Origin of the sequence: Roseovarius sp. (genome assembly GCF_018066915.1) — a bacterium.
In the GTDB taxonomy this organism is placed as follows: domain Bacteria; phylum Pseudomonadota; class Alphaproteobacteria; order Rhodobacterales; family Rhodobacteraceae; genus Roseovarius.
The window spans coordinates 1-18047 of the sequence record NZ_JAGPVV010000166.1 but is presented as its reverse complement, the minus strand read 5'-3'; the positions used below and the strand labels follow the sequence as shown (position 1 = coordinate 18047).

Below are 18047 nucleotides of genomic sequence, written 5' to 3'. Positions count from 1 at the left end.
TCGTCGGAACAGATCGAAGACGTGATGTCGATGCTCTCGGAGATGGGGATCAACATCATCGAGGCCGAGGATGCCGAAGAGGAAGAGGGGCGCTCGACCGCCGTGGCCGAGATCGGGCGTCGCGGCGAGATCACGCTTGGCTCGGGCAAGGAAGAAAAGCTCGACCGCACGGATGATCCGGTGCGGATGTATCTGCGCGAGATGGGTTCGGTCGAACTTCTGAGCCGCGAGGGCGAGATTGCCATCGCCAAGCGGATCGAAGCCGGACGCAACACCATGATCGCGGGCCTCTGCGAGAGCCCGCTGACCTTTCAGGCAATCACCATCTGGCGCGACGAACTCTTGGGCGAAGACATCCTGTTGCGCGATGTGATCGACCTTGAGGCCACTTTTGGCACCCAGTTGGGCGATGACGATGCCGAGCCGGTGGTAGGCGCCGCCAATGTGCCCAACGCGCCCGGCGGCATGGGGCGCGATGAAAACGAGCCTGATCTGGATGCCGATGGCAATCCGATCCATTCCGACGACGACGACGAGGATGACGAGCAGGCCAACATGAGCCTTGCCGCGATGGAGGCCGCGCTCAAGCCGCGCGTGCTGGATACGCTGGACCGGATCGCGTCGGATTACGTCAAGCTGAGCGAGATGCAGGACAGCCGGATTTCGGCCACGCTGAACGAGGATGGATCGTTCAGCCGCGAGCAGGAGCAGACCTATCAGACCCTGCGCAGCGAGATTGTCGAGCTGGTCAACGAGCTGCACCTGCACAACAACCGCATCGAGGCGCTGATTGATCAGCTCTATGGCATCAACCGCCGGATCATGCAGATCGACAGTGCCATGGTCAAACTGGCCGATCAGGCGCGCATCAACCGTTCTGAATTCATTGAAGAATATCGCGGTCGCGAGCTTGATCCCAACTGGCTGGAAGACATGGCGCGCAAGGCCGGACGCGGCTGGCAGATGTTCATTGAGCGCAGCCCTGAAAAGGTGGCCGAGTTGCGCGCCGACATGGCGCAAGTCGGTCAATATGTGGGTTTGGACATTTCCGAATTCCGCCGCATCGTGCAGCAAGTGCAGAAAGGCGAGAAAGAGGCGCGCCAAGCCAAGAAGGAAATGGTCGAAGCCAACCTGCGTCTGGTGATCTCGATCGCAAAGAAATACACCAACCGTGGCCTGCAATTCCTTGATCTTATTCAGGAAGGCAACATCGGCCTGATGAAGGCGGTGGACAAGTTCGAGTATCGCCGGGGCTATAAATTCAGCACCTATGCAACCTGGTGGATCCGTCAGGCGATCACGCGCAGCATCGCGGATCAGGCGCGCACCATCCGGATTCCGGTGCATATGATCGAGACGATCAACAAGCTGGTGCGCACGGGCCGTCAGATGCTGCACGAGATTGGCCGCGAACCGACGCCCGAGGAACTGGCCGAAAAGCTGCAAATGCCGCTGGAAAAGGTCCGCAAGGTGATGAAGATCGCCAAGGAGCCGATTTCGCTCGAGACCCCGATTGGCGACGAGGAAGACAGCCAGCTTGGCGACTTCATCGAGGATAAAAACGTTATCCTTCCGTTGGATAGCGCCATTCAGGACAATCTCAAGGAAACCACGACGCGGGTTCTGTCGAGCCTCACGCCGCGCGAAGAGCGGGTTTTGCGGATGCGGTTTGGCATCGGCATGAACACCGATCACACGCTGGAAGAGGTGGGGCAACAGTTCTCTGTGACCCGCGAACGTATCCGTCAGATCGAGGCCAAGGCGCTGCGGAAGTTGAAGCATCCCAGCCGGAGCCGGAAGCTACGGAGTTTTCTGGATCAGTAAGGTGGATGAAAGTCTGCGTTTGAAAACAGGGGGTTATGGGGTGCGCAATGAATGCGCACCCTACGGTGCATAATCTGGAGGCCGTATGTCGATCCTGTCGCGATTGTTTGGGGGCAAGCCCAAGGCGGAGCCTGAGGCGCAGCCGGAAATATATAAGGATTTCCGTATCTTCCCAGCGCCGCAAGCGGCCGAAGGGGGATACCGGGTGGCAGCGCGGATCGAAAAGGACGTCGCGGGCGAGGTGAAGGTGCATCAGCTTTTGCGGGCTGATACGATTGCCAGTCTCGATGAGGCACGGGCGTTTTGTGTGCGCAAGGCCAAGCAGGTCATCGACGAACAGGGCGAGGCAATTTTCCGCAAGTAGGGCGTGGACCGGCTGAGCGAGGCACCGGGCCGGGCCCGGGGCGGGGATCAGGGCGCGGCACGCAGCTTGTAAGCTCTGTAAGGTTTGTCAGGGGATTTTGTAAGGTCGCGGTCCGTGGGTGGTTATCTCCGAAATCAGCGTACGGGCGGTTACTCCATGCTTCACATCCACGAGCGCACGGGGCGTTAACTTTTGGGTCCGGGCGGCGTGGTGCTGGCCGGACCTTTGCACAAAGCGTAACCAGAGCGCGCGGTGGTGATCGGATGGCCCCCTAACCGCTTGCCCCTCAACTCACGCTGTCTTACAGAGGCTGTAACAAAGCAGAGGGAGGCACCCATGCGTCGTGTCGTCGTCACAGGTCTGGGGATCGTCTCCAGCATTGGCAACAACGCCCAAGAGGTTCTGGCATCACTCCGAGAGGGGCGCTCGGGCATCACCGCAAACGAGGCGATGGCCGAACATGGCTTTCGCAGTCGGGTGGCCGGGGCGATCAATCTCGATGTGACTCAGCATGTGGACAAGCGTGCGCTGCGGTTCATGGGGGGCGGGGCGGCCTATGCCTATATCGCCATGGGGCAGGCCATTGCCGATGCGGGGCTTGAGGAAAAAGACGTGATCAACCCGCGTACCGGGGTTGTCGCAGGCTCGGGCGGGCCGTCCACAAGCGCGATGCTGGCGGCGCATCAAGTGGCGCTCGAGACTGGATCGACCAAGCGGATCGGGCCATTCGCCGTGCCCAAGACCATGTGTTCGACGATTTCGGCCAATCTGGCCACCTCTTACAAGATCAAGGGGCTGAACTATTCCATCACCTCGGCCTGTTCTACAAGCCTGCATTGCATTGGCCATGCCGCTGAACAGATCATGTTCGGCAAGCAGGACGTGATGTTTGCGGGTGGTGGAGAGGAATTGGATTGGTCGCTGTCGTGCCTCTTTGACGCGATGGGGGCGATGTCGTCCAAGTATAATGACACCCCCGCGAGTGCGAGCCGCGCCTTTGACGTGGGGCGCGACGGGTTCGTGATCTCGGCGGGGGGCGGCATTGTCGTGCTCGAGGAATTGGAGCGTGCCAAGGCGCGCGGGGCCAAGATCTATGCCGAAGTGACGGGCTATGGGGCCACGTCGGACGGGGCCGATATGGTGGCGCCCTCGGGCGAGGGCGGCGAACGGGCGATGCGGCTGGCGGTGGCGACGCTGCCCGAAGGGCGGCGCGTGAGCTATATCACCGCGCATGGCACCTCGACGCCGGTCGGTGATGTGGGCGAGGTGGAGGCGGTGCGCCGGGTCTTTGGCCGGGGCACCACGCCGCCGATCAGTTCCACCAAGTCGATGACCGGTCATTCCCAAGGGGCCACGGGCGCGCAAGAGGCGATCTATTGCCTCTTGATGCTGGAAAACGATTTCATCGCCCCGTCGATCAATGTCGAAACACTCGATCCGGCACTTGATCCCGCTGAGATTGCGACGGTGCGGGTGGACAATGCCGGTCTGGATACGGTGATGACCAATTCCTTTGGTTTTGGTGGCACCAATGGGTCGATGTTGCTGAGCAAATTTCACGGGTGAGATGAGATGACGATTGCGATGCAGGGCAAGCGCGGCCTGATCATGGGGGTGGCCAATGACCGCTCCATCGCCTGGGGAATTGCACGGGCGATGCATGAGGCGGGGGCGGAATTGGCCTTTTCCTATCAGGGCGAGAATTTCGCCAAGCGGGTCGAGCCCTTGGCGGCGAGCGTTGGCTCTGACCTCTTGCTTGATGTCGATGTGACCGATGATGCCTCGCTCGATGCGGCCTTTGCGGCGCTGGCGGAGCGGTGGCCGACGATTGATTTCGTGGTGCATGCGGTGGCCTATTCCGACAAGTCGGAATTGACGGGGCGGTTCTTGAACACGAGCCGGGCCAATTTCAAGCATTCGCTGGAAATCTCGGCCTATTCCTTCATCGAGGTGGCGCGGCGCGCCTATCCGATGATGAAGGATCAGGGTGGCTGTCTGCTGACCCTGACCTATCAGGGGTCGAACAAGGTGGTTCCGAATTACAACGTGATGGGCGTGGCCAAGGCGGCGCTGGAATCGGCGACGCGGTATCTGGCGAATGATCTGGGACCGGACGGGATTCGCGTCAACGCGATCAGCCCCGGACCGATGAAGACGCTGGCCGGGGCCGCGATTGGTGGCGCGCGCAAGACGTTCCGCCATACCGAGTTGAACGCGCCGATGCGGGCCAATGCGACGCTGGAGGCGATTGGTGGCACGGCGGTCTATCTGGCGTCGGATGCGGGGGCCTGCACCAGCGGTGAGATCATCCATGTCGATGGCGGCTATCACGTGCTGGGGATGCCGCAGGCCGAGAACCTCTGAGTTCGGACCGTATTTGACCGGAGTTTTGCCACGGTTTTGACGCGATTCTGTGGCAGGCTGCGTCCATGCAAGACTTTCGCCATATCGCCCAAACTTCTGAGATGAAGTCACTTGCCCGTGCCCGCCGCGCGCGGTGGTGGGCATGGATGACGGGTGTCTCTCTTGGTATTTGCGCGCTGGTGGCCATCTGGCAGGAGCGGGCGCTGGCACCGGGGGTGCATGACGGGTTGCAGGGGGTGGTTGCGCGGGCGCAGAGCGTCATTGACGGCAACGAGACCGCGCGCGCCCTCTTGGCACGGCTTGATGGCGGCGTTGCGGTGGCCAAGGATGCCGGGCTTGATCCGCTGACGGCGCTGTTGCTGCGGGCGACGGATTAATCCCGCCTCAGAACCACTGGCCCGGTTCCATCAGACCCAGATCGAGCAATTGCCTGGAATGCCATTCGAACGGAATGGAATTGTGCCATTTGAAGCTGTGAATGTCGAAGGTCGAGCCGGGGTTGCGTTTAAGCGCCTTGGCGGTGCGAAAGGACACGATGGCGCTGGTCAGGTTGTGATGCCAGGGACAGGCGTAGGTATTGTATTCCTCGTCGGAAAAGGTGTGATCCTCGCGCAGTTTCAGCTCTGGCTTGGCGCGGAAGAGCGCGATGCGGTCGATCTTGCGGCGTTTGGCGGGGATATGTTCCTCGTACCGCCAGCGCAGGCCACCGTAGAAATCAAGCTGACGTTCCTTGGGGTGGTTATGCTTGTCCACATCGGGACGGGCGAGCGCATAATAGCCGGATTTGTCCATATGCGCCGACTCGAGGCAGACCGCGTCGGGGTGGGTTGTCAGATCGTCTGCATAGAGGTCGATCACATAGGTCAGCATCGCGTCGCGGCGTTCCTCGGTGTGAAAGGCCAGCATTTCGCCCACGGTGCGGGTCTCGCAAAACGGATAAAAGAGGTATTCGGCGTTGTAGCAGTAATACATCCAGAGACCGGGGGCGGCAGCGATGATCGCGTTGATGGTGTCGGTCAGGCTATCGCCCGAGGCCAGATCGTGCTGGATGCGGAAGAGGCCCGGTGCCTCGGCCACGTCGCGGGCGAGGGTAAAGGCATCCGGGGCAAAGAGCAGCACGGCGGCAAAGCCCGTGTCGAGATGGTGGCGCAAGGTGGAATTGAGTTCGGCCTCATCCTCGGCAAAGACCATGGCGATGGGCCCCTTGGCCAGCGCCTTGCCGGGGTTCGCGAGAAAGCTCTTGAGATCGGGGGCGGTCATGCTCTGCTCTACCCATGGTTTTCGTCGCAGAATCCGCGAAACGCGGGGGCATTGCAAGTGCCCTCTCCCCTGATGTAGTCAGACAGCTTGAACCCAAGGGAACCCAAGGGCGGAGGCCGGGCGCATGGCGGATGTGAAAAAGCTCTATATCAAGACCTATGGCTGTCAGATGAATGTCTATGACAGCGAGCGCATGGCCGAGGCCATGGGCGGGGCAGGATATGTCGAGACGCAAGACCCTGCCGAGGCCGATATGATCCTGCTCAACACCTGCCATATCCGCGAGAAGGCGGCGGAAAAGGTCTATTCCGAACTGGGGCGGATGAAGCAATTCAAGCTCGACAAGCCCGACCTCAAGATCGGGGTTGCGGGCTGTGTGGCGCAGGCCGAGGGCGAAGAGATCATGCGCCGTCAGCCGCTGGTCGATCTGGTGGTGGGACCGCAGAGCTATCACCGCCTGCCCGAGATGGAAGCGCGGGTGCGGGACGGGGCCAAGGCGCTCGACACCGATTTCCCGATTGATGACAAGTTCGACACGCTGCGGCACCGGCCGAAAGCGGCGCGCGGGCCAACGGCGTTCCTGACCGTGCAGGAGGGCTGTGACAAGTTCTGCGCCTTTTGCGTGGTGCCCTATACGCGGGGGGCAGAGGTCAGCCGCCCGGCAAGCCGCGTGCTGGAAGAGGCGCGTGGTCTGGTCGAGCGGGGCGTGCGCGAGATCACGCTTCTGGGGCAGAACGTCAACGCCTATCATGGGGCCGGCGAGGGCGGTGATTGGGGTCTGGCGCGGCTCATTCGCGCGCTCAGCGAGATTGACGGGCTGGAGCGTATCCGCTTTACCACGAGCCATCCCAATGACATGGAAGATGACCTGATCGCGGCGCATGGGGATTGTCCGAAGCTGATGCCCTATCTGCATCTGCCGGTGCAGTCGGGGTCTGATCGTATTCTCAAGCGTATGAACCGCAACCACACCGCCGAAAGTTATTTGCGGCTGATCGAGCGCATCCGCGCGGCGCGGCCCGATATTCTCATGTCGGGGGATTTCATCGTGGGATTCCCCGAGGAAACCGAGGCGGATTTTCAGGCGACGCTCGATCTGATCGAGGCGGTCAACTACGGCTCTGCCTTTTCGTTCAAATATTCCACACGGCCCGGCACCCCCGCCGCCGAGCGCCCGCAGGTGCCCGAAGAGGTCAAGACCGAGCGGCTCTATCGGGTGCAAGAGCTGATCACCCGCCAGCAGCGCGCGGCGCAGGATGCGATGGTCGGGCGCAGGGTCGGTGTGCTCTTTGAAAAGGCCGGGCGAATGCCGGGGCAGATGGTGGGCAAGTCCGATCACCTGCACGCGGTACATGTCACCGGCGATGTCGCGGTGGGCGATTTGCGGCAGGTCGAGATCATCGAGAGCGCGACCAATTCGCTGGCCGGTCGCCTGTTGCCGCGCTGAATCTGGGCCTGGTCCGGGCTGATTGCGCGGCGCTGTGCGGGAAATGTGGCCAGAGCGTGGCATTGTTTCCCGGAAGGGCACAATATCTGGTGAAAATTGCTTCACTTTAAGCGAAGACTTGATACAATTCCGAAGTATTAAATGGTTGGGGGCCTTGTGTGTGGTTCCCTGCCGGGGGGCAATAAAAGGACTGGGGTCGTGACGAAACGCATTTCGAATACGCTTCACGCGGTCATGCGGGGGGCAAGTGCCATTGCTCTTGGCGTCGCGGTGATGGCAGGTGGCGCAAGCGCGCAGCAGCAAAGAACCGTTGTCGGGGAACGCTATATTCCGACCATCTGGGTGGACCCGGATGGATGCGAGCATTGGGTGATGGATGACGGCGCAGAGGGCTACATGAGCCCGCATGTGACGCGACAAGGCATTCCGGTGTGCCGCGAGGTCAATCTGTGCGGGGTGGTCAATACCGATCAGCTCTTTGCCACGGACAGCGCGCGCATCAGTTCCTCGGGGCAGCAACGTCTGCGCGAGTTTTTCCAGCAGACGCAAGCGGTCTCTTACACCATCGTCGGCCATACCGACAGCCGCGCCTCGGATGAATACAACATGGGCCTGTCGCTCCGGCGTGCCAATTCGGTGGCCTCGGTTGCCCGCAGCAGTGGTGCCAGCATCGCGGATGTGCGCGGCTATGGCGAGCGGATGCCCCGCGCGACCAACAATACCGCCGAGGGCATGGCGCAGAATCGCCGTGTCGAAATCCTGTGCTGGCGCTGAGGGGGCTGTGCTATGAAAACCTATAAAATCGCACTCGCCCTGCCCATCGTCGGTCTATTGGCCGCCTGTGATGCAGGTCCTGACAAGACCGTAGACCGCAACATCTTTGACCAGGGGCATCTGAGCCAGATGCAGGCCGGGATCTGGGTTGATCCCAATGGCTGCGACCATTGGATCATCGACGACGGTGTCGAAGGGTATCTCTCGCAGCGTTTGGACAAGTTTGGCAAGCCGGTGTGTTCCGGTATCGCGCCGCCGACTGTGGCGACCGGTAATTTCAAACAAGGCTCCACGAGCCTGATCGGCGATCCGATTTGATCGGGATTGTCCCAAATGCTGAACCAATGTGCGGGCCCTTTGCGGCCCGCATTTTTTTCGCCGGTTTTCCCGGAATCGCGGCTGTCTGCTTGCGCAGGCGGCGGCATCTTGGCACTGTGATGGGGAACCTCTGACCCTGTGGGAGATATGCTTGGGTAATAACGCGCCGCCCCCCGCCGCTGATCTGGCCTCTTTGCAAGAGTCCGTGATCGAATTCCCCGACAACATGCTGCTGATTGATCTCTGCGGCGAATATGACCGGAACCTGGCCGAGATTGAGCGAAAGCTGGCTGTGCAGATCGTGCGGCGTGGCAATCACCTGTCGGTTCTGGGGGATGAGGGCCCGGTCAAGGAAGCGACCGGCGTGTTGCAGGCGCTGTATTCCCGGCTGGAGAGTGGGCGCGCGGTCGAGCGCGGCGATGTGGACCGCGAATTGCGGATGGGCGGATCAGAAGCCGAGACCGGCGCGCTGACCGGCGATCAGCTCGAGATGTTCAAGAGCGGTCCGGTCGAGATCAAGACCCGCAAGAAATACGTGGAGCCGCGCACCGAGGCGCAGAAATCCTATGTGCGATCCTTGTTTGCGCATGAGCTGGCCTTTGGCATCGGGCCTGCGGGCACCGGCAAGACCTATCTGGCCGTGGCGGTCGGGGTCAACATGTTCATCGAAGGGCATGTGGACCGGATTGTCCTGAGCCGTCCTGCGGTCGAGGCGGGCGAAAAGCTGGGCTATTTGCCGGGCGACATGAAGGACAAGGTCGATCCCTACATGCAGCCGCTCTATGATGCGCTGAACGATTTTCTGCCCGCCAAGCAGGTGCAAAAGCTGATGGAGGAGAAGAAGATCGAGATTGCGCCGCTGGCCTTCATGCGCGGGCGCACGCTGAGCAATGCCTTTGTGGTGCTGGATGAGGCGCAGAATGCGACCTCGATGCAGATGAAGATGTTTCTGACACGTCTGGGTGAGGGCAGCCGGATGGTAATCACCGGCGACCGCACGCAGATCGACCTGCCGCGTGGTGTGCCGTCGGGGCTGGCGGATGCGGAGCGGCTCTTGACCAAGATTCCGCAGATCAGTTTCAATTATTTCACGTCCAAGGATGTGGTGCGGCATCCGCTGGTGGCCGCGATCATCGAGGCCTACGAGGCGGAAGGTTAAGGCGCCATGCTGTGCGATGTGGTGATCGAGGACGACCGCTGGGAGGCGGCGGGGCTGGAGGATTTGGCCGAACGCGCGGCGCGGGCCACGCTGGAACATCTGGCGCTTGATCCCGAGGATTGGGAAATCAGCCTGCTGGGCTGTGACGATGCGCGGATTGCCGGGCTCAACGAGGATTTCCGCGACAAGCCGCAGCCCACGAATGTGCTGAGTTGGCCGAGCGAGGAGCGGGGAGCAGAGGTGCCCGGTGCGGTGCCTGTGCCGCCGGTGCCGGGGCCTGATCCGGAGTTGGGCGATATTGCGATTGCCTGGGACACCTGTGCGCGCGAGGCGGCGGAAGGCGACAAACCGCTGGCGGACCATGTGACGCATCTGATCGTTCATGCAGTGTTACATTTGTTGGGGTATGATCATGTGCGTGACCAAGATGCCACTCTGATGGAAACAACTGAGGTGGAGATACTTGGCAAACTCGGGGTCAGTGACCCATATTAGCCGTGCTGGGGCCGCGTGCCCTGTCACCTGGAAAGAGATGGATGGGCGAGAGTATCGACGGATCGTCTATGGCAGCGCAGAGCGCGCCGCCGGACGACGACAGGGAAACCGAGGAATCGGGCGGATTTTTCCGCCGCATTCTTGGAGTTTTTTCCACAAGTGACGAGGCCGAAGAGGCCAAGGATGAGCATCCGGCCCAAGCCAATGGCGTGCCGGGCATGGGTAATCTGCGGCACATGGCCGTTGAAGACGTGGCCATTCCCAAGGCCGAGATTGTCTCGGTGCCCAGTACGATCTCGAAAGAGGACCTTGTGCATGTGTTCCGCGACAGCGGCATGTCGCGGCTGCCGGTCTATGAGGGCACGCTGGATACGCCCATCGGCATGCTGCATCTCAAGGATTTCGCGCTGAAGTATGGATTCAACGGCGAGACCGAGGAATTCCAACTCGAAGACATGCTGCGCCCGCTGCTCTTTGTGCCGCCGTCGATGCCAATTGGCGTTCTGTTGCAGAAAATGCAGGCCGAGCGGCGGCATATGGCGCTGGTGATCGACGAATATGGCGGGGTGGACGGTCTTGTCACCATCGAGGACCTGATCGAGCAGGTTGTGGGCGAGATCGAGGACGAGCACGACATCGACGAGGATCACTACTGGACGCTGGAAAAACCCGGCTGCTACGTGGCCCTTGCCAAGACGCCGCTCGAGGATTTCGAGGCAGAGATCGGCATGTCGCTGACCGAAGCCGAGGAAATCGACGAGGAAGAAATCGACACGCTGGGCGGTCTGGTTTTCATGCTGCTGGGCCGGGTGCCGGTGCGGGGCGAGGTGATCGAGCATCCCGCCGGGCCGGTGATCGAGGTGATGGAGGCTGATCCGCGCCGCATCAAGCGCGTGCGCGTGCGCCTGCCTGAGGCAAAGAATGCGTGAAACAGGTCGGGCCGCGGCCCTGATGGATCGGGTCGCGGGCCGCTCGCGGCGCTGGCGTCTGCTGATGCTGGGGGCGCTTGGGGCTGTGACCGCGCTTGGGCAGGCGCCCGTTGGGGCCTGGCCGCTGAGTATTCTGGGCTTTGCGCTGGCCTATGGGCTTTTCCGGCGCGCGGCAGGGGGGCGACAGGCGGCTGTGATCGGCTGGGCCTTTGGCACCGGGTATTTCCTTGTGTCGCTCAACTGGATCATCGAGCCGTTTCTCGTTGATGTGGCGCGACATGGCTGGATGGCCCCCTTTGCGCTTTTGGGGCTATCCGGGGGGCTCGCGCTCTTTTGGGCTTTGGCGCTGGGGCTTGGGCGGGCCGTCGGTGGCGGTGCGTTGGGGTTTATCGGCGGTTTGGGTCTGATGGAACTGGCGCGGGGCTATGTGCTGACGGGGTTTCCCTGGGCGCAGCCGGGGCATGTGCTGATCGACACGCCGCTCTTGCATTGGGCGTCTTACCTTGGGTCGGCGGGATTGACGGCGCTTTTGTTGTTGGCGGCGGTGGCGTTGTGGAGGGCAATGACCGGCGCGCGATGGGCGCTGCCGGCCTTGGGTGCCATGGCGCTCTTGTGGCCTGTTGCGGCGGTGCTGACGCCAGAGGCGGGGGCAGGGCCAGAGGCGGCCACGGTGCGGCTGATCCAGCCCAACGCGCCGCAGCATGAAAAATGGGACCCTGACAAGATCCAAGGCTTCTTTGACCGGCAATTGGCGTTTTCGGCGGCAGGAGAGACGCGGCCCGATGTGATCGTGTGGCCGGAAACGGCGGTGCCGGTGATGCTCGAGAATGCCGCGCGCACGCTCGAGGTGATCTCGGATGCGGCGGGGGGCGTGCCGGTGGTGGTGGGGCTGCAACGCCGCGACGAGATGCGGCTTTTCAACACGCTGGCGCTGGTCGAGGCGGGGGGCAGCGTGGCGGCGGTCTATGACAAGCACCATCTGGTGCCCTTTGGCGAATACATGCCCTATGGCGATCAATTGGCGCGCTTTGGGATTCACGGTATGGCCGCCAAGGACGGGCAGGGATTTTCGTCGGGTCCGGGGGCGCAGGTGATCGACATGGGGGCACTGGGGCGCGCCTTGCCGCTCATCTGCTACGAGGGGGTGTTCGCGCAGGACTTGCGGGCGGCACCGGGGCGGGCGGATTTCATCCTGCTCATCACAAATGATGCGTGGTTTGGCAAGTTTTCCGGCCCCTATCAGCATCTGGCACAGGCGCGGTTGCGCAGCGCCGAGTTTGGGTTGCCGATGATCCGGGTGGCCAATACCGGCGTTTCCGCGATGATCGACGCCACCGGGCGGATCACCGACGCGCTGCCCTTGGGCGAGGCGGGCTGGCGCGATGCGGCGCTGCCGCCGCCCTTGCCGCCCACGGTCTATGCCCGGCTGGGGGATGCGCCAATGCTGGCGGTTTTCCTTGTTTTGCTGGCGTTGTCGCGGTTCGGTCACAGGCGGGCGCGCGCGCGCACATAGGCATTGACGCTGCTTATGCAGGGGCGTAACCACGGCCTAATCCCCCACAACGGCTTCCTGGCGTGGCGGTGACATCAAATGGAGCAACTTCATGTCAAGACAGAATTACCTTTTCACCTCCGAATCCGTTTCGGAGGGGCATCCGGACAAAGTGTGTGACCGGATTTCCGATGCGATTCTTGATGCCTTTCTCACCGAAGAAGCCAATGCGCGCGTGGCCTGCGAGACCTTTGCCACCACCAATTGCGTGGTCGTGGGCGGCGAGGTCGGTCTGAGCGACAAGGCGCGGCTGGCGGATTTCATGGGCCGGATTGACGGCATCGTGCGCGACTGCGTGCGCGACATCGGCTATGAGCAGGATGCGTTTCACTGGAATACCCTGAAAGTGCAGAACCTGTTGCATCCGCAATCGGCGCATATCGCGCAGGGTGTGGACCGGGACGGGGCCGGGGATCAGGGCATCATGTTTGGCTATGCCGTGGATGAGACACCGGAATTCATGCCGGCACCGATCCTCTATTCGCATGCGATCCTCAAGCGGCTGGCCGAAGTGCGCAAATCGGGCGCTGAGCCGACCCTCGGGCCGGATGCAAAATCGCAGCTCACGCTGCGCTATGAAGGCGGTCGCCCGGTGGCGGTGACGCAACTGGTGCTCTCGACGCAGCATTCCGATGAGAGCCAGACCAGCGACGACATCCGCGCCATCGTCGAGCCCTATATCCGCGAAGTGCTGCCCGCAGGCTGGCTGAGCGAAGAGACCGAATGGCATGTGAACCCGACCGGCACCTTTGTGATCGGCGGGCCGGATGGCGATGCGGGTCTGACGGGCCGCAAGATCATCGTGGACACCTATGGCGGCGCGGCACCGCATGGCGGCGGCGCGTTCTCGGGCAAAGATCCGACCAAGGTGGACCGTTCGGCCGCCTATGCCGCGCGCTATCTGGCCAAGAACGTGGTCGCGGCGGGACTGGCAAAGCGCTGCACGCTGCAACTGAGCTATGCGATTGGCGTGGCCAAGCCCTTGTCGATCTATGCCGATACCCATGGCACCGGCGAGGTGCATGAAAGCGCGATCGAAAAGGCCGTGGCGCAGTGCATGGACCTGACCCCGCGCGGTATCCGCGAGCATCTGTCGCTGACGCGGCCGATCTATGCGCGCACCGCGGCCTATGGCCATTTCGGGCGCGCGCCGGAGGCCGATGGCGGCTTTAGCTGGGAGCGGACCGATCTGGTTGACGCTCTGAAAAAAGCTGTGTGATCAAGGGACTGGCGCGTGAACCTCACGCGCCAGTTTAACTGCAAATGAGCCAAGACAGACATCCGACAGGCGCGCCGTGGCGCAATTTCTATGGCCGGTTCAGGGGCAAGACCCTGCGGCCAAGCCAAGAGACCTATCTCGAGGAAGATTTGGCGAAACTGTCGCCGGGGGCCGTCGATTGGGACGTGAACCCCGAGCGGCAACCGATTGATCTGACATCGTTGTTCGGGGATCGTGAGGTCTGGCTCGAGATCGGGTTTGGCGGCGGTGAGCATATGGTGCATCAGGCCGTGCAGAATCCCCAAGCCGGGATCATCGGCTGTGAACCGTTCATCAACGGCGTGGCGATGCTCTTGGGGAAAATCCGGGCCTCAGAAGCGCAGAATGTCGCGGTCTATCCCGGTGATGCCCGCAATATGTTTGATGTTTTGCCCGAAGGGTCGGTCGCGCGGGCGTTTCTGCTCTATCCTGATCCCTGGCCCAAGGCGCGCCATCACCGGCGGCGGTTCGTGACCCAAGAGCATCTGGAGCCGCTGGCCAAGGTGTTGAAAAAGGGCGGGATTTTTCGCGTCGCCACGGATATTCCCGACTATGTGCGCCAGACTCTCGAAGAGGTGCCGCGTGCAGGATTCGAGTGGCTGGCCGAGGGGCCGACGGATTGGCGCAAGCCGTGGGAGGACTGGATTTCCACGCGCTACGAGCAAAAGGCGCTGCGCGAAGGGCGCGTGCCGCATTACCTGACCTTTCGGCGGGTGTGAGTGGCGGCTAAAACAGGCGGTTGCCCAGCGACCGCGCCCCTCAGTGCCCCAGCCTGTCGCCCAACCGTCCCAGCATGTCGAGACATTGCTGGAGTTGATCGAGCGAGAGGTATTCGTCGGGTTTGTGGGCCTGATCAATCGAGCCGGGGCCGCAGACCACGGCGGACATGCCGTAATTCTGAAAGAGCCCCGCCTCGGTGCCAAAGGGCACGAGGTCGGCGCCATTGGCGCCGGTGAGTTCCATCATGATGTCGCGCGCCTCGTTCACCTCGGCGGGTTCCAACCCGTCGACCTCGCCGATGATTTCGGTGACGATACTGGCGTCGGGGCAAATCTCGCGCATCCGGGGCAGGAGCATTTCCTCGCAATAGCGGCGCAGGTCCTCTTTGACGAAATTGGCGTCAGCGGCCTGAACGGGGCGCATTTCCCATTCGATGGTGGCATTGGATGCGATGACGTTATGGGCCACACCGCCCTTGAGCGAGCCGGTGTTGATCGTGGTCCAAGGCGGATCAAAGCGGCTGTCCTTGGGCGCGCGGGCGCGCAGGGCCTCGCGCAATTCCAGCAGACGGTTGACGTAGCGCACGGCGTATTCGACGGCGTTCACGCCCCGGTCGGGGGCAGAGCCATGCCCGGCCAGACCGCAGAAAGGCGTGGTGTATTCATAGCAGCCCTTGTGCCCTTCGATGACGCGCATCATCGTGGGTTCGCCGATGATGGCCACGCCGGGGCGCAGGCCGCGCGCGCGCAAGCTCTCGACCAGGGCCTGCGCGCCGAAACAGCCCACTTCCTCGTCATAGGTGAAGGCAAAGTGAATGGGGCGGTCGCGCACCCGTTCGGCGAAATAGGGGGCCATGGTGGTGGCGGCGGCGATAAAGCCCTTCATATCGCAGGTGCCGCGCCCGTAGAGGTGGCCCCCGCTCTCGGTCAGTTCGAACGGATCAGAGGCCCAATCCTGTTGGGCCACGGGGACCACATCGGAATGGCCCGAGAGCACGATGCCGCCATCCACCTCTGGGCCGATGGTGGCAAAGAGATTGGCCTTGTGCCCGATCTCGTCGTGAAAGATGTCCACCCGTGCGCCCGCCGATTCAAGCCGGTGTCCGAGATAGGCGATCATGTCGAGATTGCTGAGTTCGGAGATCGTGGGGAAGGCGATCAATTCGCGCAGGAGGCCCACGGTATCGGAAAGCTGGGTGGTCACGGAGTTGGTCCTGTGATGGCGGGATTGCAAGCTTGGCGACTGTGTGGATATGGGCCGCGCGCGTCAACCCCTCGTGGCGCAAAGGTGGGAGCGATGTCCGGTCTGATTGTGTGGCGGGAGGGGTGATCGACTCATCCGTGTGGAGGGGCGTGCCCAAATAGACTCAGTCTGTCCATATCTATGGGAATACGGCGTATTTTGGGGGCCATGCGACAAAAACATCTAGCGATTGCGGCGGAAAAAAGATATTTGTGAAGCAATAAAACAAATCGACGCAACAAAGTGTCGAACCCTGAGGTCAGAGTGGTGGTGTTATGAAAGCGATTGATTTTATCGCCCGCACAGATGTGGGCAATTCTCAGCGTGGGTCTATTCCGGGTCAAGATGGCGTTACGGTCATTCCTGCGGGTCACGGACAAGAAATTTCTCTTAATCTTCGGCAGATGGACATTCAGGGCTTTGCCCGCGATGGGTCGAATCTGGTGATCAACCTTGCGGATGGGCGGGTTGTTGTCCTGGAGGGGTATTACTCGGCAGCGGGCACGCCCGAGAGCCGGCTCTTCATCAGCGCCGACGGGTATCTCAACGAGGTGACGCTGAGCGAGGGCGGCGATGGGCCGGTCTATGCACAGTATGGCCCGACCGAGCATTGGGCCAAGTGGAGCCCCGATGAAGAGTTGATCTTTCTGGGCGGCAACGACGTTACGGCACCCGCCGAGGATGACGAGGTGTCGATGCTGGGCGCTGCTCTCTTGGGCGGTGGCGGGCTCTTGGGGCTGGGCGGTGTCGGGGCTGCCGGTGTTGCGGCGGCGGCTGTGGTTGGCGGCGGCGGTGGCGATGGCGGTGGCGGCGGACGCCCGCGGATCGAGCCAAAGGTAAATGAAGACGGCACGATCACGATTGGTGGGGATCAGGAAAACCCCAAGATCACGATCACCGGCGATGCCGAGCCGGGGTCCGAGGTCGAGGTGACGATTGGCGATCAGACCGTCACCACCGAGGCCGATGACGATGGCAAATGGGAGGTCGTGTTCGAGGACGAGACCTTCCCTGAGGATGGCGAGCATGATGTGGTCGTTGTGGTGACGGAGCCCGATGGCACCGAGACCACGCTCGAGGGGCCGGTTGTGGTGATCGACACCACGCCGCCCGAGGTGGTCATCGAGGATGGTGTGGTCTCGACCGACGATATCGTAAATGCCGAGGATTACGAGAATGGGATCGAGATCACCGGCAGCGGCGAGCCGGGGGCCGAGATTTCGGTTGTGATCGAGGGCGTGACCGAGACCACGGTGATTGGCGAGGATGGCCAGTGGGAGGTGGTGTTCGATCCGGCCGATATTCCCGGTGGCGAGCGCGAGGTTGCGGTGGTGATCACCGCGACGGACGGGTTTGGCAATTCGACCGTGGTCACGGATGTGGTGGCGCTGGATACGGTGCCGCATCCCATTGCGATCAATTCCGGTGCGGTTGGCGGCGATGGTGTCGTCAATCTGGTCGAAGAGGCCGCCGGTGTGGAGATCACCGGCACGTCTACGCCGGGGGCGACTGTCACGGTCACGGTTGAGGGCGTGTCCCGCGACGTGCTCGTGGGGCAAGACGGTGTCTGGACCGCAGAGTTCGATCCCGGCACGCTGCCCGGTGGGCAATATGAAACCGAGGTGACAGCGACCACGGTCGATGCGGCAGGCAATCCCAGCAGCACCAGCGGGACATTCCGCGTCGACACCGAAGTGCGCGATTTCGGCATGACGGGCACGCCCGGTGGCGCGGATGGTGTGATCAACGCGGCCGAGCAGGGCGGCGGCTTTGCCATGAGCGGAACGGTCGAGCCGGGCTCGACGGTGCGTCTGACCTTTGGCACGGCGGTGGTGGATGCGGTCGTGGCGGCGGATGGCCGCTGGACGGCGAACTTTACCGGCGCGCAGATCGCGAGCGGCACCTATACCGGCGATGTGGTGGCGGTGGCCACGGATGCGGCAGGCAACGTCAGCGAATTGCGCCAAGCGGTGAGTGTGGATACCGAGGCCAATGATCTGAGCCTCAATACTGCCTCTGCCGGTGGCGATGGCACGGTCAATCTGGTGGAAACGGGCGGGTTGGTGGCGATCACCGGCAACGCCACGCCGGGGGCGACGGTCACGGTGAGCTTCGCCGGGGTGACGCAGGATGTGGTCGCCAATCCTTCGGGCACTTGGGTGGCCAATGTGGCGGGGAGCGCGCTGGCGGCGGGGCAGTATGATGCGCCGGTGACAGCCGTGTCGGTCGATGCGGCGGGCAACCGCGCGGAGGTGAACGGCACGGTGCGCGTCGACACGGAAGTGCGCGATTTCGGCATGACGGGCACGCCCGGCGGGGCCGATGGCGTGATCAACGCGGC

17 protein-coding genes and 1 riboswitch are annotated in these 18047 nt (G+C 62.3%); of the genes, 15 read left to right on the top strand and 2 right to left on the bottom strand.

Annotated elements, in window-relative coordinates; translation table 11 throughout:
- The 5 genes from rpoD to KBT70_RS09040 all read left to right on the top strand — a co-directional run.
- A partial coding sequence (gene rpoD, locus KBT70_RS09060) for an RNA polymerase sigma factor RpoD (protein WP_296631619.1) occupies positions 1–1824 on the top strand: 1824 nt, incomplete at its 5' end.
- A gap of 85 nt (positions 1825–1909) precedes the next feature.
- Positions 1910–2188 carry an HlyU family transcriptional regulator gene (locus KBT70_RS09055; protein WP_296631616.1) on the top strand — a complete coding sequence of 93 codons (279 nt, stop codon included), beginning with the start codon at positions 1910–1912 and terminating at the stop codon, positions 2186–2188.
- A gap of 336 nt (positions 2189–2524) precedes the next feature.
- Positions 2525–3754 carry a beta-ketoacyl-ACP synthase I gene (fabB, locus tag KBT70_RS09050; protein ID WP_296631614.1) on the top strand — a complete coding sequence of 410 codons (1230 nt, stop codon included), beginning with the start codon at positions 2525–2527 and terminating at the stop codon, positions 3752–3754.
- 6 nt (positions 3755–3760) lie between these two features.
- Positions 3761–4552 (top strand): enoyl-ACP reductase, encoded by a 792-nt coding sequence (locus KBT70_RS09045; protein ID WP_296631611.1) that lies wholly within the window; start codon positions 3761–3763, stop codon positions 4550–4552.
- A gap of 65 nt (positions 4553–4617) precedes the next feature.
- Positions 4618–4929: a hypothetical protein gene (locus KBT70_RS09040; RefSeq protein ID WP_296631608.1), complete on the top strand. Its 312-nt coding sequence runs from the start codon at positions 4618–4620 to the stop codon at positions 4927–4929.
- Between the two features lie 7 nt (positions 4930–4936).
- Here the strand turns inward: KBT70_RS09040 and KBT70_RS09035 are convergent, their stop codons facing one another.
- Positions 4937–5812, bottom strand: coding sequence for a glycosyltransferase family 2 protein (locus KBT70_RS09035; protein WP_296631605.1), 876 nt, complete (start codon positions 5810–5812; stop codon positions 4937–4939).
- A gap of 124 nt (positions 5813–5936) precedes the next feature.
- Here KBT70_RS09035 and miaB point away from each other — a divergent pair, with 124 nt between their 5' ends.
- From miaB to trmB, 9 genes are all read left to right on the top strand, one after another.
- The gene (miaB, locus tag KBT70_RS09030) at positions 5937–7259 is read left to right on the top strand and encodes a tRNA (N6-isopentenyl adenosine(37)-C2)-methylthiotransferase MiaB (RefSeq protein ID WP_296631603.1); all 1323 of its coding nucleotides are present in this window, start codon (positions 5937–5939) and stop codon (positions 7257–7259) included.
- Between the two features lie 234 nt (positions 7260–7493).
- Positions 7494–8033 carry an OmpA family protein gene (locus KBT70_RS09025; RefSeq protein ID WP_296631626.1) on the top strand — a complete coding sequence of 180 codons (540 nt, stop codon included), beginning with the start codon at positions 7494–7496 and terminating at the stop codon, positions 8031–8033.
- A gap of 12 nt (positions 8034–8045) precedes the next feature.
- Positions 8046–8351 (top strand): hypothetical protein, encoded by a 306-nt coding sequence (locus KBT70_RS09020; RefSeq protein WP_296631600.1) that lies wholly within the window; start codon positions 8046–8048, stop codon positions 8349–8351.
- Between the two features lie 226 nt (positions 8352–8577).
- Positions 8578–9510: a PhoH family protein gene (locus KBT70_RS09015; protein WP_296631623.1), complete on the top strand. Its 933-nt coding sequence runs from the start codon at positions 8578–8580 to the stop codon at positions 9508–9510.
- A 6-nt stretch (positions 9511–9516) separates the two neighbouring features.
- On the top strand, positions 9517–10005 hold the full coding sequence (gene ybeY, locus KBT70_RS09010) for an rRNA maturation RNase YbeY (protein ID WP_296631597.1): 489 nt from the start codon (positions 9517–9519) through the stop codon (positions 10003–10005).
- A gap of 41 nt (positions 10006–10046) precedes the next feature.
- Positions 10047–10934, top strand: coding sequence for a hemolysin family protein (locus KBT70_RS09005; RefSeq protein WP_296631594.1), 888 nt, complete (start codon positions 10047–10049; stop codon positions 10932–10934).
- A complete protein-coding gene (gene lnt / locus KBT70_RS09000; RefSeq protein ID WP_296631590.1) occupies positions 10927–12447 on the top strand; it encodes an apolipoprotein N-acyltransferase in 1521 nt (506 codons plus the stop codon). The genes KBT70_RS09005 and lnt overlap by 8 nt, the downstream gene beginning before the upstream one ends.
- Positions 12448–12485: 38 nt before the next feature.
- Positions 12486–12533, top strand: a riboswitch (SAM-SAH riboswitch).
- Positions 12534–12538: 5 nt separating this feature from the next.
- Positions 12539–13705, top strand: coding sequence for a methionine adenosyltransferase (gene metK / locus KBT70_RS08995; protein WP_296631586.1), 1167 nt, complete (start codon positions 12539–12541; stop codon positions 13703–13705).
- 44 nt (positions 13706–13749) lie between these two features.
- Positions 13750–14463: a tRNA (guanosine(46)-N7)-methyltransferase TrmB gene (trmB, locus tag KBT70_RS08990; RefSeq protein ID WP_296631581.1), complete on the top strand. Its 714-nt coding sequence runs from the start codon at positions 13750–13752 to the stop codon at positions 14461–14463.
- Between the two features lie 40 nt (positions 14464–14503).
- On the opposite strand, the gene argE is transcribed toward trmB, so the two are convergent.
- Positions 14504–15667 (bottom strand): acetylornithine deacetylase, encoded by a 1164-nt coding sequence (gene argE, locus KBT70_RS08985; protein ID WP_296631577.1) that lies wholly within the window; start codon positions 15665–15667, stop codon positions 14504–14506.
- Between the two features lie 443 nt (positions 15668–16110).
- Here argE and KBT70_RS08980 point away from each other — a divergent pair.
- Positions 16111–18047, top strand: a 1937-nt coding sequence (locus tag KBT70_RS08980) for an Ig-like domain-containing protein (protein WP_296631574.1), incomplete at its 3' end; no start/stop codon positions are given.

Bases quoted from the DNA above. Each gene is read 5' to 3' on its own strand.
- KBT70_RS09055 (WP_296631616.1), top strand. From the start codon at position 1,910: ATGTCGATCCTGTCGCGATTGTTTGGGGGCAAGCCCAAGGCGGAGCCT.
- fabB (WP_296631614.1), top strand. From the start codon at position 2,525: ATGCGTCGTGTCGTCGTCACAGGTCTGGGGATCGTCTCCAGCATTGGC.
- KBT70_RS09045 (WP_296631611.1), top strand. From the start codon at position 3,761: ATGACGATTGCGATGCAGGGCAAGCGCGGCCTGATCATGGGGGTGGCC.
- KBT70_RS09040 (WP_296631608.1), top strand. From the start codon at position 4,618: ATGCAAGACTTTCGCCATATCGCCCAAACTTCTGAGATGAAGTCACTT.
- KBT70_RS09035 (WP_296631605.1), bottom strand. From the start codon at position 5,812: ATGACCGCCCCCGATCTCAAGAGCTTTCTCGCGAACCCCGGCAAGGCG.
- miaB (WP_296631603.1), top strand. From the start codon at position 5,937: ATGGCGGATGTGAAAAAGCTCTATATCAAGACCTATGGCTGTCAGATG.
- KBT70_RS09025 (WP_296631626.1), top strand. From the start codon at position 7,494: ATGCGGGGGGCAAGTGCCATTGCTCTTGGCGTCGCGGTGATGGCAGGT.
- KBT70_RS09020 (WP_296631600.1), top strand. From the start codon at position 8,046: ATGAAAACCTATAAAATCGCACTCGCCCTGCCCATCGTCGGTCTATTG.
- KBT70_RS09015 (WP_296631623.1), top strand. From the start codon at position 8,578: ATGCTGCTGATTGATCTCTGCGGCGAATATGACCGGAACCTGGCCGAG.
- ybeY (WP_296631597.1), top strand. From the start codon at position 9,517: ATGCTGTGCGATGTGGTGATCGAGGACGACCGCTGGGAGGCGGCGGGG.
- KBT70_RS09005 (WP_296631594.1), top strand. From the start codon at position 10,047: ATGGGCGAGAGTATCGACGGATCGTCTATGGCAGCGCAGAGCGCGCCG.
- lnt (WP_296631590.1), top strand. From the start codon at position 10,927: ATGCGTGAAACAGGTCGGGCCGCGGCCCTGATGGATCGGGTCGCGGGC.
- metK (WP_296631586.1), top strand. From the start codon at position 12,539: ATGTCAAGACAGAATTACCTTTTCACCTCCGAATCCGTTTCGGAGGGG.
- trmB (WP_296631581.1), top strand. From the start codon at position 13,750: ATGAGCCAAGACAGACATCCGACAGGCGCGCCGTGGCGCAATTTCTAT.